Raw genomic sequence first — 14,956 nt, 5'->3', positions numbered from 1 at the left:
TAGGCCTTAAGTGGCAAAGGATCCAGAATACATCCGGCTCCCGGAGGGATATTGTTAGACAATTTGCGTCTATCGTTAATCCGATACGCAAGGGGCTGAATGCACTCTCAACCGCGCTCGCCCCGGTTCTCCCGGCTGAGCCGCAGATAGACGCCCAGACCACTCATCATCGCCACTGCCGATAACAGCATCCAGACTGCACTGATCAGTTCGGTGCCACCGTCGCCACCGTTCAGCAGCGACTTGAACATCAGCAACAGCGCCTCGATCGAAACGGCGATGATAATGGCGGCCATGAACCGTGAGATGGTGCGTCTTGTGGTGTCGTGGTGATGGATATCCTTGCTGACCAGCACCTCCTCTTCGAGGATCGTCTTGCCGAGATCGAAGATCGACATCCCCAGGGTAATCATGATGACGATGCCGAAGGCGCCGGTGGCGATATTGTTGCCGGCCTCGAACAGGCTGAACATCGACTCGGCCGCGGAATAGAGCAGCAGTGCCGACACCAGCACCAGCATGCCGCCGATCAGACCGTAGATCCCCCGGAACCAGGGATGGAAGCGCGAGCGCATGCCGTCGCCATTGAGATAGGCGACCAGCCGCTGCAGGTTGAAGTTGAGCACCAGATAACCAAGGTCGTTGCCCTCTTCATCGACCAGGTGCTGGACCGCCGATATCGACAGCTGATGGGTGGCGCTGGAGAGATAGGGCCGGGTCACCACGACCTTGTTCAGATGCTCGCGGGCTGCGACGACGTAGGGACGCTGACTGCGGTCGCTGCCCTGGCCCAGGGAACGGCGATGGCGGTCGCTGACCGTCGGACTGTAGGCCGAATCCATCCTTTGCACACCCTGCGCATCCAGACTGTAGACCAGCTCGACGAAGGGGTAGGCGCGGCTGAGATGATTCACCGTCTCCTGCTGTGCGCTGCGATCCTGCAGCAGCGCCCGGCCGTTCAGGCTGGTCATCATCGACTCCATCAGACTGTGGATGGTCTGCTCGTATTCACGGTATTGCTGCAACAAATGGATATGGTTTTGGCTTCTCACGGTACCTGGTTTCTCCGGCCGGCTTCGGGACTCCTCAACCTAACCAATCGGGATGACAGCTTCTACTTTAGTCGTAGAAAATCGCAGCAATATGCAAGAATTGACGAGTTTTTCGCCAATTCGCCCTACAGCAGCCATTGCGGGCGCAGCAGGAGTATGACGCCGAGCGCCAGTAGCATCGATTCGCCGCAGGTTGCACAATACAGCCGTCCAACCGGACTCTGACGCGGCCCCGGATGGTCCCGGATACTACCGTCGTGCCGGTGCGGATTACCGTCGGCGGTGACAACCCGCCCATAAGCCCGTGGACACTCACCGGCGGCGGTCCAACGATTAATTATCCGTCCCGAGCGGATCGAGGGAGGAAGAAGTGGAATGAAAATACTCATCGTCGGCGCCGGCGCGATCGGCGGGCTCTTCGGTACCTTTCTGCACCGGCATGGCGTCGACCTGCAGTTCCTGCTGCGCCCGGCGCGCAAGGCCCTGATCGATGCCGAAGGGCTCGGTGTCGAGCTGCCCTCTGAACACCTGCATATTCAGCCGCATACCCTGACAACGGAACAACTCGGCCCCGACTACGACCTGGTCATTCTCAGCAACAAGGCCTATGCGCTGGATGCGGTGATTGCAGACGTGGCGCCCGCCGTCGGTGAGCATACCCTGATTCTGCCGCTGCTGAACGGCCTGCGCCATCTCGAAGTCCTCGATGAGGCCTTCGGCCAGTCCCGGGTTCTCGGCGGCATCGCCATGACCGTCGCGACCCTGTCCACTGCGACGCAGGTTCAGGTCAGCAACGCCTACAGCAGCCTGACCCTCGGTGCCCGTCTGCCGGAACAGTGTGCCAGGGTCGAGGCAATAGGACAGTTGCTTGGCGACGCCGGCATCGATTGCAGGTTGAGCGACGATATCCTCGGCGCCATGTGGGACAAGTTCTGCCGCATGGCGGCACTGGGGGCCGCCAACTGCCTGCTGCAGGGCACGGTCGGCGAATACATGCAAAGCCGCAATGGCGGTGAAATCGCGTTGCAGCTGTTCAGGGAATGCACCGAGACTGCCAGTGCCGCCGGCCACCCGTTGGATACGCAGGCCATCAAGGGTTTCGAGCGGGCGCTGACCAATCCGAAATCCGCCTTCAACTCTTCGATGTACCGCGACATGCAGGCGGGCCTCCCGATTGAGGGCGAACACCTGGTCGGTGACATGCTGCGCCGCGCCGAAGCCGCCGGCATTGCCTGCCCGATGCTCACCGTCGCCAATGCCGTGCTGGAGACCTACAGCGCCAGACGGTAGGGGCTGCCCTCGCACCTGCAAAACGTCCAGAATCGCTTTTCATCTCAACGCTGCTACCCGGTTAGAAAAAATCGATCACAAAGGCTGCGATCGTCAATCCGAACACCAGCATTCCGATCAGCCTGAAGACGACGGGCAGCCCCTTCACCCAAGCCGGTGATGGCCGGCGCCGCATCCGGTACGCCGAGGGATCCGCCCTGCAGTGAATACCCGTGGTACGGTGCAGGAGTTCCAGCAGTTGCTCTGCCTCCGATTGCCCCCTTATGCCGTCACCCAGGCGCAGCCGTTGGCCATCCTTGAGGTAGGCGTCGATGGCATACTCCAGCTCGGAATCGACCCCTTGCCCCACCCGCCCGATGATGCGCTTGGCCATGCCTTCGACCTCATCGAGCGGGAGGCGACGCTGCCTGGACAAGCCGAACAGGGTGCGGGTCGCAACCAGCTCCTGCGCATTCGCGCGCAGGGTCAGACGATTCAGCAACAGGTACAGGCCACCCGCCAACAGGGCGGGACCGAAAAGGCCGAATCCGAACAGAATCATGCCCTGAACCATCAGCGCAAAGTAGCTGATCCGAGGCGAGCCGAGTTCCTCACGAATGCTATATCCCATGAAGACGAATACCGCCGTGAAGGCCAAACCGATCAACAACAGTATCCAGGCCGCCTTGGAACTTCGACCCGCCGGGTAATCGACGCAGACTCCCTCGGGCGCTTCACTGGCCCGCCAGGACTGGACAGGCTCGCGGACCGCTTCCAGTGCGCTGCTTCTTTCCTGCTCGCTGAACCTATAGGAGGACCTTTTCTTCGCCGCCCCGGCCCGGACCGGCACCGGGAAAGTGGCGTCAAGATTGCTCTCCGGCACCTCTACCCGCACCGCCCACCACACCTTGCGGTGGCCGCCATCGAACGAAGTTCCCGGCTGTTCGGGCGACAATTCGGCGCAAAACTCGATGCGCGTCCCCTTGATCGAACGCTGCCGGCGCACAGGGGCCGGCGCTTGCCACAGCAGCTCATCCCGCATACTGGCATTCTTGCCCCTGGTCACCACCCGGCGCATGCAGTGCAGCGTCACTCTCAGCGGTACCGATGCTGGCAGACTCAGCGGAATGATCAGGCTTCCGCCCAACTGCCCATCCGGTGCGGCCGGTACCGGGTCAATCTGCAACACCAGCCCGCGCTCCCGACGCCAGCGAAGATACTCGCGGCCCAGACGAGGCAGCCCCAGCAGCCCGATAAAAAGCATGGCCGGCAGCATCAGCAGCGGATCAAGGCGGGTGAAACCGGAAGCGATGAAACGGTTGAGTTCAGCGTCGATTGCAGGCCACTGGTACAGGTTTAACACAACCATGATGCACAGATAGGCCAGGGTAAAACCGGCCGTCATATAGAACCGGAGATTGACCTGTTCCGGGCGGCTCTGCCCGCGCTGCCAGTCCTTGTTGGCCGGCCAGTTCGGCTCCAGCATTATCGACCTCCCTTCTGTGCCCATAAAGAACCGCCCTGCCGCACAACGGCTGCGGCTTCAGCCTGTATACTCTACTCGGGATTCGATAGCAGACCACTTATGGCAAGAACCATTTTTTCAATGCTGCTCGGCGGCATGCTCGTGTTCAGCGGCGCAAAGGCCTACCCGGCCAATCCCTGGGAGGAGGTCGAATCCCCCTCGTCACAGACCACGGCGAGCATTGGCGGCTATACCAACGGCTGCCTCAGCGGCGCCCAGCCGATGCCGCTGCGTGGCGAGGGGTTCCAGCTGGTGCGTACCGGGCGCGACCGCCATTACGGCCATCCTGCCTTGATCCGCTTCCTGGAGGACTTTTCCGCCGGGGTGTCGGCGCAGGGCCTCGGGCGCCTGCAGATAGGTGATATCTCCATGGCCCGCGGTGGTCCCTTCAGTTACGGCCACCGCAGCCACCAGGTCGGTCTCGATGTGGATATCTGGTACTCGCAGGACCCGCGATCACTGGAGCGCCCGCTGACTCCCTGGGAGCGCGACAATATCGCCGCCGTACCCCTCGCCGACGCAAAGGCGCACCGCCTCATCGAGGCGAACTGGGATGACAGGGTCCCGCGCATACTGCGCCTGGCCTCCGAGGATCCGCGGGTCGAGCGGGTCTTCGTCCACCCCAGCATCAAACGCCGGCTGTGCACTGTCGCGGGCAGCGACAACGAGTGGCTGCGCAAGGTCCGCCCCTGGTGGGGGCACAACTATCATTTCCATGTGCGCTTGGCCTGTCCGGAGGGCGAGAAAGACTGTGTCCCCCAGCAGCCGGTGCTGAACGAACCCTGCGGCGAAGACCTGGACTGGTGGTTCAGCGACGAATTCTACGCGCTGCTGCACGGCACGGCGCCACCGAAAGAAAAACCGGAGCCTCCGCCGATGCCAAAGCAGTGCGCCCGGGTATTGCGGGCACCCTGAGTGCACAGCGAGGACAGCTGGAGCCGAATAAGGGCAGGAGAAAACGATGAGCCCCTGTGAAAGAGGCTCTTGGAGCGCATTGGCTGCCAGTTCGAACACCGCAAAAAGCTACTCGATATTCTGGATCTGTATACCCACCAGCAGGCCTAACCCCACATAGTACGAGGCCTGTAGCTCCGCCAATCACCGAAGCAAGCAATCTGGTTACCGAATTGGTTACCACATAACTCCACAGATCAAGGTGTGCTTGTCACAGCTTCTAATTCGGAGAGCGCGCTGAGTAGCGGACGCATTACTGACCTGGCAGTGGAGGATGTTGCAACTAGACACTCCACGGCCTGTGGGCAATAGCGCGGTTCCCTAGCGTTTGCTCAGCAACACCTTGCAGAACTGGTACACGATTCCAGCCTGGGAGAGCACCCGCATCGAGTTATCGAGCGCCACGTTTCCGTTTGTGCACACCGGCCCCGAGCTGAGCACTTCTACCTGCGCACCGCCGAGCGCGACCGCCTCGTGCGACCGCCTCGTGCGACCGCCTGACACTGCCGGAGAACCCGGCGCCTTCACCCAGCGGAAGCGCAGTGAGCCGTCAGGGTGCTCGATATACACCCCGTCGATGAACAACATGTGGAAGTGGATCGGGCCGCGCTCGGATTGAGGTTGAGCGCACTGCCGAAGCGCTGGATCAAGGTGACCGCACCGGTCCGCGCCGTCTTACGAGAGAGCCCTGTCTTCTTGATCAGGTGTGTAGCGATGCAGCGGTAGACAATGCCGAGCACCCGACCCATGACCTCGGGGCGGCTGGCGAACAGGAAGCGCAACGGATACGGGACGCTCAGCACCCACTGCCGAACCGGCTGTTCGAGAAACACCTCATCGACCAGCAGCGCGGCACTCTCGACCATGCGCCGCAGCTGGGACAAAACCCGCACTTCTTGCTGCTGAAAGCAACTAGGTGCTCGGCATGGCAACTGCCGCAGCGCACCCGCAGAAAACCGTGCTCCGGGCGGTGGCGCACATACGGCGGCGGCGCTGCCACCCGAACTGGCTTCCCTGCCAGCCAGCGAAGGCAACATGATCGCATCCTTGCGAAGTCGTCCTGCACTCAGGGTATCAGGCCGAGTGGCTATCCCTACAAGTACTTCTTGAACGTGCCATCCATGTCTGCCACGCTCAGGGCGAACAGCGTAGCGAACTGCAGCACGACGAAGCTCGGGTGCAGACTGAAAGGCAGCGCCAGGTAGGTCGCGCAAGCACGGGCTGCATGCCAACATGGTGCATCTTTGGCTGCGAGACCGTAAATTTCCCGTAGCGGCAAGCAATCGAAGTACAGGGTGAAGCTCGGCACTGCGCCCGAAGGGCCAGCTTCAGATAGCTTTCAAATTGCGAAAGGTACTCGGATCGGGCAGCACGCTTCGCGAGATCGTTGAATATGGCGTCAGGGGTATGCCCCTAACGGCCGTCCATTACGGCGTCCAGCGTCAGAACAAAGCTGTGTTAGACTCACGCGAACGTTTGGTACTGGGATCGTTGGCTCGGAGCATTGCGGAGGCTTTGTGTCCTGATACGCTTTCCGGGGCTTCATAGGGGTTGGGTGTGGCAAATCTGAACGATATCGCGCTGTTTAACAAGGTCGCGGAGTGCGGCAGCTATACCGGGGCTTGCGATTATTTCGACATTCCCAAGGCGACCCTGAGCAGGCGCATCAAGGTGCTTGAAGAGGAGCTGGGTGTACGACTGATCAACCGGAACACGCGCAAGCTCAGCCTCACCGAGGCCGGGCACTTCCTCTTTCTTGAATCGAAGCCGCTGCTCGCGGGTTGGAAAAGATCGAGCGGGCGGTATCGAATTTCCAGGAAATTCCGTCGGGGAGTCTGAGGGTCACGATCCCGGTGGAAATCGGCATCAAGATTTTGAACGACATCATCTGCCGCTTTTCGAAACGCTATCCGCTAATCAACCTCGATGTCATCCTCACCAACGACCTGATCGACATCGTCAAGGAAGGCTACGACGTGGCGATCCGCGGCGGTGCGCTCAAGGATTCGAACCTCATCTGCCGCAAAATCATGTCGACCAAGCTGCACCTGTGCGCCTCGCCCGATTACCTGGCGAAGCACGGCGTCCCGGGGCATCCGGATGAGCTGGCCGACCATACGCTGATCTCGTTTCCCTACCCGTCGCCCTGGGCGTTGCGGCTGAGCCGGGGCGACGAGAGCGTCGACCTGCAGGCCCAGGTGAAATTCAGGACCAACAGCCTGGACCTGGTGCTCAAGGGCGCGTGGAAGGGGCTCGGTATCGGCGTGCTGCCGTCGTCGGTCTGCTCGACGGACGTGAAAGCGGGCCGGCTGGTGGTGCTGCTCGAAAACTGGAGGGCCTTCGACATTGGCCTCTACGCGCTGTTCCAGGACCGGAAAACGCCGAAGAAGGTCGACCTGTTCCTCGACTTCCTAGCGCGGGAGCTGGCGGATATCGAGCAGACCTTCATCTGAGGCGGCGACATTACTTCCGGAAACGTTGGTAAGCCCTGGCCGTCTTCGACTTTCCCGTTGGACTGCCATACGGCAGGGTCAGTATCTGAATTCCCGAGTCCCTTGTTTCGGTTTATCGGGCCGGAATCGTCTTAAGCAATAACTCACTTTTCCATTTTTGAAATAGTCTTTCCAAGCTTGAGTATTGAGTCGTACCGGCTTTTTGAAGACTATGGGTCGATCGCTGCAGTTGCAATTAACTCTCTCCTAACCCTATAAGAAAAGATTTATGAACCAGAGCATTGATACTTCCCCCAGGCCATCTTTCCTCGATAAACTTACCGGCTTTTTCGACGCCGGGAACCGGCTGCTGCCGCGGCTGATGATCTCGCTGCTATTCCTGGTAGCGGCGATCGTCAAACTGTTCAATTCCGCAGGCACAGCGGCCTATATGGACAGCGTCGGGGTGAGCGGATCCCTGGTCTATGTGGTCATCGCCTTCGAGCTCGTCGTGTTTTTCAGCGTTGCCTTCAATAAGTTTATACGGCCGGTTTCCTATCTGGCGGCACTTTTCTGCCTGGTCTCCGCCGCGCTTTTTCATAATGAATTTACAAATTCAACGCACCTTTATATGGCGTTGAAAAACGTATCCATCGCCGGAGGCTTTCTGCTGCTGGCTTCGGCTTTTTCCCATGAATAAAACAAAGGGTGGTGATCGCGTATGTTCAAGATGAAAAAGCTTATCGGGGTATCGGCGGCATTGGTCGCGCTCGGCGCACCGGTGGCGGCGCAGGCGACGACGACGCTCAAGATCAGTCATTTCCTGCCGCCCAGCCACTTTATCCACAAGACCTTCATCGAGCCCTGGACCAGGAGGTCGAGGAGTGCTCGGCGGGCGAGGTCCGATTCCAGATATTTCCCGGCGGTTCGGCCTTCGGCAACGTTTCCAAACAGCTGGATCAGGTGAAGGCCGGCGTCATCGACATCGCCCACGGCCTGTCCGGGGTGCCGCGCGGACGCCTGCCGCGCACCAACATCATCGATATGCCGTTCCTGGTCAAGAGCTCAGATGCCGCGACGCGGGCGCTCTGGGATCTGTACCAGGACGGCCGAATCGCCGACGACTACAAGGGGCTCAAGGTGGTGGCGCTGCACGCGCACAACGCCGGCCTGGTGCATACCCGCGACAAGCGGATCGACGACCTTTCGCAGTTGCAGGGGCTGCGCATCCGCTTCCCGAGCGTCGCGGTCAAGTCGACGCTTGAGCATTTAGGCGCCTCGGCCATCGGCATGCCGCCGACGCAGGTCTACGAGAACCTGTCTAAGGGCGCAATCGACGGTAGCGTCTTCCCTGGGACGCAGTGGCCGCCTTCAAGCTCGACGAGGTGCTGAAATACCACCTCGACGCCAAGGCTTACACCACCTCCTTCTTCTTCGTGATGAACGAGCGGAAGTACAAGGCCCTACCAGAGAACGTCCGCAACTGCATCGACACCTACAGCGGCCAGGCGCTGGTCGACCAGTTCGGCGGCTGGTGGAACGATGCCGACAAGCCGGGGTACGAGGCGGCGGTCGCGCGCGGCAACGAGATCATCGAGGTCAGCGACGAGCAACGCCGGCAGTGGCACGCCTCACTGCAGCCGGTGGTCGATTCCTACCTCGAGAGCCTGAAGGACGAGGGCGTCGAGGACCCGCAGGGACTTTACGAGGCGGCGCAACAAGCGGTCGCCAAGTACGAGTAAGGACCTTCCCGCCCACGGCCGCCGCCGCGCGGCCCTGGAGCGCTCGCGTCGCCGCGTTGCCGGCCCGCCACGCTTTCCTTTCAAAGGGTATCTGATCCATGTTGCAAACTGTCGATAGATTTCTGGGCCAGGTCGCCACGGCGCTCATGCTGCTCGGCATGCTGGTGCTGCTGGCAGCCGTGCTGATCACGGTGGCAGACATCCTGCTGCGGCTCTTCGCAGGCTATTCGATCTCTGGCGTCGTCGACCTGACGCAGTTGGCGGTGATGTTCGCCGCCTTCTTCGCCATCCCGTACGCCTTCAAGCAGGCCGCCCACGTTTTCGTGTCGCTGCTGACGGACCGTTTCGGGCCCGTCGGACGGCAGCTTTTCGAGTGCCTGGCGCTGCTGCTGGCGGCGCTCTTCGTCATCCTGATCAGCGGTTTTTCGTGGCAGCAGGCGATGCTGGAACTGAGCTATGGCGACGTCTCCCAAACGCTCGGGATTCCCAAAATCTTCTACTGGGCGCCGCTGCTGGCCGGCATGAGCCTGTCGTCGGCGCTGTGTCTGTCGCAACTGGCACTTTGCCTGGCCACGCTGTGCCGGCTGCACAAGGGGGTGACGCATGGCGCCTGAAATCATCGGTATCATCGGTTTCGCATCGCTGCTGGTCCTAATTGCCCTCCGGGTGCCGGTGGCGGTGGCGATGGGGATAGTCGGCGTGGTCGGGGGCTACATCGTCAACGGGCCCGAGAGCGTCAGCTTTATCCTCGGCGCCACGCCGTTCGAGACGGTGTTCCCATACGGCCTGTCGGTGGTGCCGCTGTTCGTGCTGATGGGGGCTTTCGCCACCCACGCCGGTCTGTCCGGCAGCTTGTACAAGGCGATCTACGCCTGCATCGGGCATTTTCGTGGCGGGCTGGCAATCGCCACCGTCGGCGCCTGCGGGGCCTTCGGCGCCATCTGCGGCTCTAGCCTGGCCACCGCGGCGACCATGACCAAGGTGTCGATGCCGGAGATGAAGAGCCGCGGCTACGACGAGGGGCTGGCCAGCGCGGCGGTGGCCGCCGGCGGAACCCTCGGCGTGCTGATCCCGCCAAGCATCATCATCATCATCTACGCCATCCTGACCGAAGCCTCGATCGGCAAGCTGTTCGCCGCGGCGCTGGTGCCGGGCGGCCTGGCGGTGGTGCTGTACATGCTGGCGATCTCACTGCGGACCCGGCTGAACCCGGCGCTGGGCCCCCGGGGCGAGCGCCGGACCGGCGCGAGCGCGGCGCTGCACTACTCAGCATCTGGCATATCGCGCTGCTGTTCGCGCTGGTGATCGGCGGCATCTACATTGGTTGGTTCTCGCCGACGGAAGCGGCGTCGGTCGGCGCCTTCGGGGCCTTCGCGCTGGCGCTGGCGGTGGGGCGCATCGACCTTGCGACCTTCGTCGGCTGCCTCAAGGAAACGGCGGCGACGACCGGCATGATCTTCCTGATCCTGATCGGCACGGCGGTTTTCAACTTCTTCATCGAGACCACCATGCTGCCGGCGTTGCTGGCGGACTGGATCGTCTCGTCGGGCCTGAGCCCGATCGCGATCCTGCTGCTGATCCTGGCGTTCTACGTCGTGCTCGGCTGCTTCATGGACTCGCTCAGCATGATCCTGCTGACGCTGCCGGTGCTGTTCCCGGTGGTGCAAGCGCTGGATTTCGACGTCATCTGGTTCGGCATCGTGGTGCTGTCGGTCGTCGAGGTCGGACTGATCACGCCTCCGGTTGGCATGAACCTCTTCGTGATCATGGCGTCCTATCCCGAGGTCCGGCTGAAGTCCCTCTACCTTGGCGTAATTCCCTTCCTGATGGCGGACATGGTGCGTATCGCGCTGCTGATCCTGTTTCCCACGCTGACGCTCTGGCTGCCGTCGCTAATGGCCTGACAACGTGGCAGCCATGTCCGCCACTATAGCTTGCAGCAGCATGGCGGTGGCGGGCGATAGCAGGCGGCCGTGCCGGGTCACTGCCGGCACCCGGCCCTGGGAAAGCAGGGGATTCTCCATCGGCAGCTCAACAGTGGGGCCTGGCTAGTCGGCGGTGAAGATCTGATGGGACTTGGTGCCGAGATCGGCGGGTAAATTGTCCCGCTGAATCCCCAGCCGATTGAATAGTTCGGTCAAGATTCTTTCAACTTGTCCGTACTCAGCTAATTGGTAGAGTCCGACACCGTGCGCATCGATATACTCGTGCTGCTCCAGTAGCTCTGCATCCTGGTTTGCCGGCACCAATAGTGCAGACAGAATTGGCGCTTTCCCTCGACAACGTATCGAATCTCGATAGACATGGGCCGATGCCATCGAGTCCAGGATGCCGGATTTTGATGCGGTGTACTTACTGTCGAGACACAGGTAACGAACCTCCTCGCCGCACTTGTACTCCAGCACCAGATCCGGGCGCCGTTCGCGGCTGATGGAGCAATAGCCGTGACTATTGGCACTTTCCAAAGATGGACACACCAATTGAGTGTAAAGCCGCACTCTCGCTCCACCAGCGGTCCCCTCCAACATCCGCTCGGCCCAGCTGATCTGACGGCCTTTCAGCAACCGCCAACTAAATTCCGGTAGTTGCTCCTCCAATGCCTGCGCCAGAACGACAAAGCACCAGTTCTCGTATATCTGCCAAGTCGGCGCCAGGTAGTGCTGCTCATCTACTGCCTGTTCTGACAATCCGTTGCGAAGGATCCGGTTACCGAGACGGTAAGCCAGATCATAGTGGGGATGCCCCGCTACAGCATTGAGGCCTGCCACGTCATCACGGGTTTGCCGGGCGTCACAGAACGGCTGGCTGCGGGACAGCTTGATCAGCCGTTTATGCGTGGCCGTCAGAAAGGCGAGCCGCCTGGGTAGCCTTGCAGCCATGTCGGTCTCGGTATCACTTTGATTCGCACGAAAATTCGCTAAACGTTCCGCTAGCCAATCCGTGAGGCGCAAGACCTCATTGAGTTGGCTGGCCATCAGCCGGTTGGCCGGATTGTCCAGGGTAGGTTCGTTGAAGGGTACGTCGAGGCGGTTATCTTCGAGTATTGCCGTACTTGCATAGTCCTGCTGGCGGGCGATGGCGCTCAGCAGCTGTGGATTTGCTGCGAGCCTCCGTATGGTCTGATTATCGACCCGGCGTGCAAGTTGTACCGGCATCTGCTCCCGATGATGGGCAAAGCGTACCACCGGACGCTCGGTGATGACTCTCAGTGCCGTCAGGTAACGTTCGATGAAGCTGCGCAGCCGAACGTAACGAATCCAAAGCTGCAGGTCATTTGCGCGGCCTCCCAGGCCGGTGCGGGCCGGCTCGGTACCCAGGAGCAGATCCGGGTCGTAATCCGCGATCTGCTCGATGTACTCCAGATACTGGTCACGGCCAGACTTGCCCGGATGGGGTGCGACATCAACGCGAAAGCAGGTTGGCTCTCGACGTCCTGGCTGTTCATGCTCGACAACCAGCACACCCGCGAAGAATCCGGGTGTCCAGCACCAGTACTGACCGGTCGGATCCTTGCTCAGCAGCGCATCGTCGACGAACAGCTGAGAGTCCGCCTGATCGACCTGGATTCGATAGCTGCGTCCTTCTTGCAGCCCTTGGAGACAGCTCTCCTCCACCAGCAAACCAACCGGGTGAAGCTCCCCATTACGTTCCTCGTAGACGGAGAGACCGAGGCTCACCGCCAGAACCTCATCATGCCGGTCTCGGTCAGATCGTTCCTTAGACTGGCCACCTTGGCCCTGCTGCGACTCAGGCCGTGCTCTTCCAACACCGCCATGGCCTGCTGAAGCGTGTCATGCAGGCGCGCGCTTTCTGAACCCCTCAGTTTCGGCAGCACCCGGGCGTAAACCACATCGTCCAGCATGACCGAAAAGTCATAACCATTACTCTTGCTGGCTAGCGACAGGTAGGTCAGTACATCCTCCACGGTACGCCAGCCGAAATGCAGGCGCATCGGCGAAAGCACCTTCGCCAGCGCCTGCAGGCAGCCTTGTGCCCGTTTGACGTGCTCGGTTTCCAGGCCGTGCGCCGCCCAGTTCGGGTAGCTGTCCAGATCGATATCCCAGAACTCCAGCGTAAAGGCCCGGTCCAGCACCTTGTCGGACAGGCCATGAGTGGTTTCGTCCATATTGACGGTACCGATAAAGGCCACGTTCGCCGGATAGGCGATCGTATCGGGCACACCATCAAACGCATCGCCTTCGTTGTGGAGCCTCAGCCGGTCGCCGGACTCCATGGCCGACAGTACCGGCGCAAAGTACTGTTCGGGATGGGAGAGGTTCATCTCATCGAGAATCACGGTAAAGGGCTGATCCGGATGCTGGGCAGCACTCAGCAGGAAGTCGAGCAGCGGCGGGCGCACATAGTTATCCGGCTGCAGCGGATTGATGTAGCCGAACAGCGGCGTCGGGTCGTACCAGCCTGGCTGTACCGCCTGGATGAACAGGTTCTGCGCGGGCGCTTCGGTATACTGTGCCGCAAGGGCCTCGCCATAGCGCTTCGCCAGTAGCGTCTTGCCGGAACCGGACAACCCCGCCAGGATCGCGAAGTGACGTCGGGGATGGGCCCAGAGGCCGATATGCAGCTGGCTTACGATATGTTCAGGGAACGCCGTCTCTTGAGTCACGCTCTCAATCAATGCATTCTGATTCAGCTCGTCCAGGCTAATCGCAGACTTGTTGACCGGCACCTCAGGTATCTCGATGCTGTCCTTTCCGGGCAAACATTCTGGTTGCCAGTGGATCAGCTCCGCCCAGGAGCTACCGGCGTCGGTAAGACTGTAGACACCGATGTTGTCGGCCTGCAGCAGGTCAAAATCCCGCAGCCATTTCAACATCACGCGGGGGCAAAATCAGACGTCCAACCGGGATTGACCTGTTGCAGCAGGGCAACAAGCTCCGACGACGGTCGGGGCCCGCTCTGCAATGCCTTGAGTATATGGTCGACACCCAGCGTCCGGGTCAGGAAAGGCGGAATCAACTCCTGCGGGTCATTCGTTTCCAGAAACAGCTCACCGCGACTCGTCGACGTGAAGATACCGTCTGTTTCCTGAATGACGTAGAACTCATTTTTAAGCACGTTGACGGTGGTACGCAGTGAACTCTCCTTGAAGTCCGGAAACTCGGACCTCAGGTGATCCATCAACTCTTCCTTGCTGACGCCCTCACCGACAAAACTGATCGCGCTGATCAGGGTAGCAACGCCGCCCCTTAGACCCGTAAACCCCTTGCGGCGCTGTATGGCGGGCAGGGGCTTGAGCTGGATATCGCCCTTCTGGCCCGAAGTCTCGGTGTCTTTCTCTTGGCTGGCCGGGTAGACATGGGCCTCGTAGAGGATCCAGGGCAAAGCAATCCGTTCTGCGATTTCGCCATAGCCCTCGCCACACGGTCCCAGAACTTGCTCCATGCGCGCCATGAGCTCGATCTGGGCGCCAACCATGTCTGGGCGTCGCTGCTTGCCGTAGATCGCCTTGTGGCACTCCAGCGCCTTGGGTGCATCCGCAATGGTGCTGAAGTCACGCGGATACAAGGCCGCCAGGGCTCGGAATATCTTTACTCTGGGGGTGCGGCTGGAAAACGCCTTCAGGCGCTGCACGATCTCCTTATGAAAAGCCCGATAATAGACCAGACGCTCTTCCTCCGACGGCGGCAATGGCTTCAATGATTGTTCCGCTACCCAACGTCGAAAGTCAGCATCACTCAGCGCTTTGCTGATATCCACCGTACCCATGCCCACGCCGGTAATCGGGTTGTCTTCCCACAGTTTCTGGTGGAACTCGCGGCTACTGCGGGTCGCCAAATCCGCCTGCTGAACATAGGGCAGAAACACATCCAGCTCGACAAGCCATTGGGGATGCTTCTTGCGCGGGTCGATGGCTTGGAGCGCCTGCTTAAGCGTCTCATCCTGAGTCAAATCGAGCGGCATATTGAAGTTCCTTTATCGAATCTGTTGTAGAGTTCCGTTCTGGCAAAGCAGCGGGGGCAT

At 60.6% G+C, this 14,956-nt stretch carries 14 protein-coding genes and 2 pseudogenes; 9 read left to right on the top strand and 7 right to left on the bottom strand.

The window, feature by feature from the left end; translation table 11 throughout:
- Positions 1-107 precede the first annotated feature (107 nt).
- A complete protein-coding gene (locus ACFQDL_RS12495; RefSeq protein ID WP_379909300.1) occupies positions 108-1,052 on the bottom strand; it encodes a PDC sensor domain-containing protein in 945 nt (314 codons plus the stop codon).
- A 375-nt stretch (positions 1,053-1,427) separates the two neighbouring features.
- On the opposite strand from ACFQDL_RS12495, the gene ACFQDL_RS12490 reads away from it, so the two are divergent.
- Positions 1,428-2,342, top strand: coding sequence for a ketopantoate reductase family protein (locus tag ACFQDL_RS12490; protein ID WP_379909298.1), 915 nt, complete (start codon positions 1,428-1,430; stop codon positions 2,340-2,342).
- 61 nt (positions 2,343-2,403) lie between these two features.
- On the opposite strand, the gene ACFQDL_RS12485 is transcribed toward ACFQDL_RS12490, so the two are convergent.
- On the bottom strand, positions 2,404-3,807 hold the full coding sequence (locus ACFQDL_RS12485) for a hypothetical protein (RefSeq protein ID WP_379909297.1): 1,404 nt from the start codon (positions 3,805-3,807) through the stop codon (positions 2,404-2,406).
- A gap of 99 nt (positions 3,808-3,906) precedes the next feature.
- Here ACFQDL_RS12485 and mepA point away from each other — a divergent pair, with 99 nt between their 5' ends.
- Complete coding sequence (gene mepA, locus ACFQDL_RS12480; RefSeq protein ID WP_379909296.1) at positions 3,907-4,761, top strand: penicillin-insensitive murein endopeptidase; 855 nt, start codon at positions 3,907-3,909, stop codon at positions 4,759-4,761.
- A gap of 549 nt (positions 4,762-5,310) precedes the next feature.
- Here the strand turns inward: mepA and ACFQDL_RS12475 are convergent.
- Both ACFQDL_RS12475 and ACFQDL_RS12470 read right to left on the bottom strand, forming a co-directional pair.
- Positions 5,311-5,764 (bottom strand): annotated as a pseudogene (locus tag ACFQDL_RS12475) (transposase zinc-binding domain-containing protein); the annotation flags it as partial.
- Between the two features lie 129 nt (positions 5,765-5,893).
- Positions 5,894-6,109: an IncC plasmid conjugative DNA transfer DtrJ family protein gene (locus tag ACFQDL_RS12470; RefSeq protein WP_379909294.1), complete on the bottom strand. Its 216-nt coding sequence runs from the start codon at positions 6,107-6,109 to the stop codon at positions 5,894-5,896.
- Between the two features lie 248 nt (positions 6,110-6,357).
- Between ACFQDL_RS12470 and ACFQDL_RS12465 the strand changes: the two genes are divergently transcribed.
- From ACFQDL_RS12465 to ACFQDL_RS12435, 7 genes and pseudogenes are all read left to right on the top strand, one after another.
- Positions 6,358-6,639, top strand: a complete 282-nt coding sequence (locus ACFQDL_RS12465) for a helix-turn-helix domain-containing protein (RefSeq protein WP_379909293.1) — start codon at positions 6,358-6,360, stop codon at positions 6,637-6,639.
- Positions 6,640-6,653: 14 nt separating this feature from the next.
- A complete protein-coding gene (locus tag ACFQDL_RS12460; RefSeq protein ID WP_379909292.1) occupies positions 6,654-7,253 on the top strand; it encodes a substrate binding domain-containing protein in 600 nt (199 codons plus the stop codon).
- Positions 7,254-7,521: 268 nt separating this feature from the next.
- Positions 7,522-7,932: a DoxX family protein gene (locus ACFQDL_RS12455; RefSeq protein ID WP_379909291.1), complete on the top strand. Its 411-nt coding sequence runs from the start codon at positions 7,522-7,524 to the stop codon at positions 7,930-7,932.
- Between the two features lie 8 nt (positions 7,933-7,940).
- A pseudogene (locus ACFQDL_RS12450) lies at positions 7,941-8,974 on the top strand (TRAP transporter substrate-binding protein).
- A gap of 98 nt (positions 8,975-9,072) precedes the next feature.
- The gene (locus ACFQDL_RS12445; protein WP_379909290.1) at positions 9,073-9,588 is read left to right on the top strand and encodes a TRAP transporter small permease; all 516 of its coding nucleotides are present in this window, start codon (positions 9,073-9,075) and stop codon (positions 9,586-9,588) included.
- Complete coding sequence (locus tag ACFQDL_RS12440; protein ID WP_379909289.1) at positions 9,578-10,279, top strand: TRAP transporter large permease subunit; 702 nt, start codon at positions 9,578-9,580, stop codon at positions 10,277-10,279. Before ACFQDL_RS12445 ends, ACFQDL_RS12440 begins: the two co-directional genes overlap by 11 nt.
- A complete protein-coding gene (locus tag ACFQDL_RS12435; RefSeq protein WP_379913054.1) occupies positions 10,246-10,878 on the top strand; it encodes a TRAP transporter large permease subunit in 633 nt (210 codons plus the stop codon). The genes ACFQDL_RS12440 and ACFQDL_RS12435 overlap by 34 nt, the downstream gene beginning before the upstream one ends.
- Positions 10,879-11,022: 144 nt before the next feature.
- On the opposite strand, the gene ACFQDL_RS12430 is transcribed toward ACFQDL_RS12435, so the two are convergent.
- From ACFQDL_RS12430 to ACFQDL_RS12420, 3 genes are read right to left on the bottom strand one after another with little or no spacing between them, the layout of a single operon-like run.
- On the bottom strand, positions 11,023-12,651 hold the full coding sequence (locus ACFQDL_RS12430; RefSeq protein ID WP_379909288.1) for a DUF2357 domain-containing protein: 1,629 nt from the start codon (positions 12,649-12,651) through the stop codon (positions 11,023-11,025).
- Entirely contained in the window at positions 12,648-13,811 is a 1,164-nt protein-coding gene (locus tag ACFQDL_RS12425) for an McrB family protein (protein ID WP_379909286.1), read from the bottom strand. Before ACFQDL_RS12425 ends, ACFQDL_RS12430 begins: the two co-directional genes overlap by 4 nt.
- Positions 13,808-14,896 carry a hypothetical protein gene (locus ACFQDL_RS12420; RefSeq protein ID WP_379909285.1) on the bottom strand — a complete coding sequence of 363 codons (1,089 nt, stop codon included), beginning with the start codon at positions 14,894-14,896 and terminating at the stop codon, positions 13,808-13,810. The genes ACFQDL_RS12425 and ACFQDL_RS12420 overlap by 4 nt, the downstream gene beginning before the upstream one ends.
- Positions 14,897-14,956 lie beyond the last annotated feature (60 nt).

The organism is Marinobacterium aestuariivivens, from assembly GCF_042661465.1.
Classification (GTDB): domain Bacteria; phylum Pseudomonadota; class Gammaproteobacteria; order Pseudomonadales; family Balneatricaceae; genus Marinobacterium_A; species Marinobacterium_A aestuariivivens.
Note: the sequence above shows the minus strand (reverse complement) of the source record. Positions and strands in the feature narration are given on the sequence as shown.

Bases quoted from the DNA above. Each gene is read 5' to 3' on its own strand.
- ACFQDL_RS12490 (WP_379909298.1), top strand. From the start codon at position 1,428: ATGAAAATACTCATCGTCGGCGCCGGCGCGATCGGCGGGCTCTTCGGT.
- ACFQDL_RS12485 (WP_379909297.1), bottom strand. From the start codon at position 3,807: ATGCTGGAGCCGAACTGGCCGGCCAACAAGGACTGGCAGCGCGGGCAG.
- mepA (WP_379909296.1), top strand. From the start codon at position 3,907: ATGGCAAGAACCATTTTTTCAATGCTGCTCGGCGGCATGCTCGTGTTC.
- ACFQDL_RS12455 (WP_379909291.1), top strand. From the start codon at position 7,522: ATGAACCAGAGCATTGATACTTCCCCCAGGCCATCTTTCCTCGATAAA.
- ACFQDL_RS12445 (WP_379909290.1), top strand. From the start codon at position 9,073: ATGTTGCAAACTGTCGATAGATTTCTGGGCCAGGTCGCCACGGCGCTC.
- ACFQDL_RS12440 (WP_379909289.1), top strand. From the start codon at position 9,578: ATGGCGCCTGAAATCATCGGTATCATCGGTTTCGCATCGCTGCTGGTC.
- ACFQDL_RS12420 (WP_379909285.1), bottom strand. From the start codon at position 14,896: ATGCCGCTCGATTTGACTCAGGATGAGACGCTTAAGCAGGCGCTCCAA.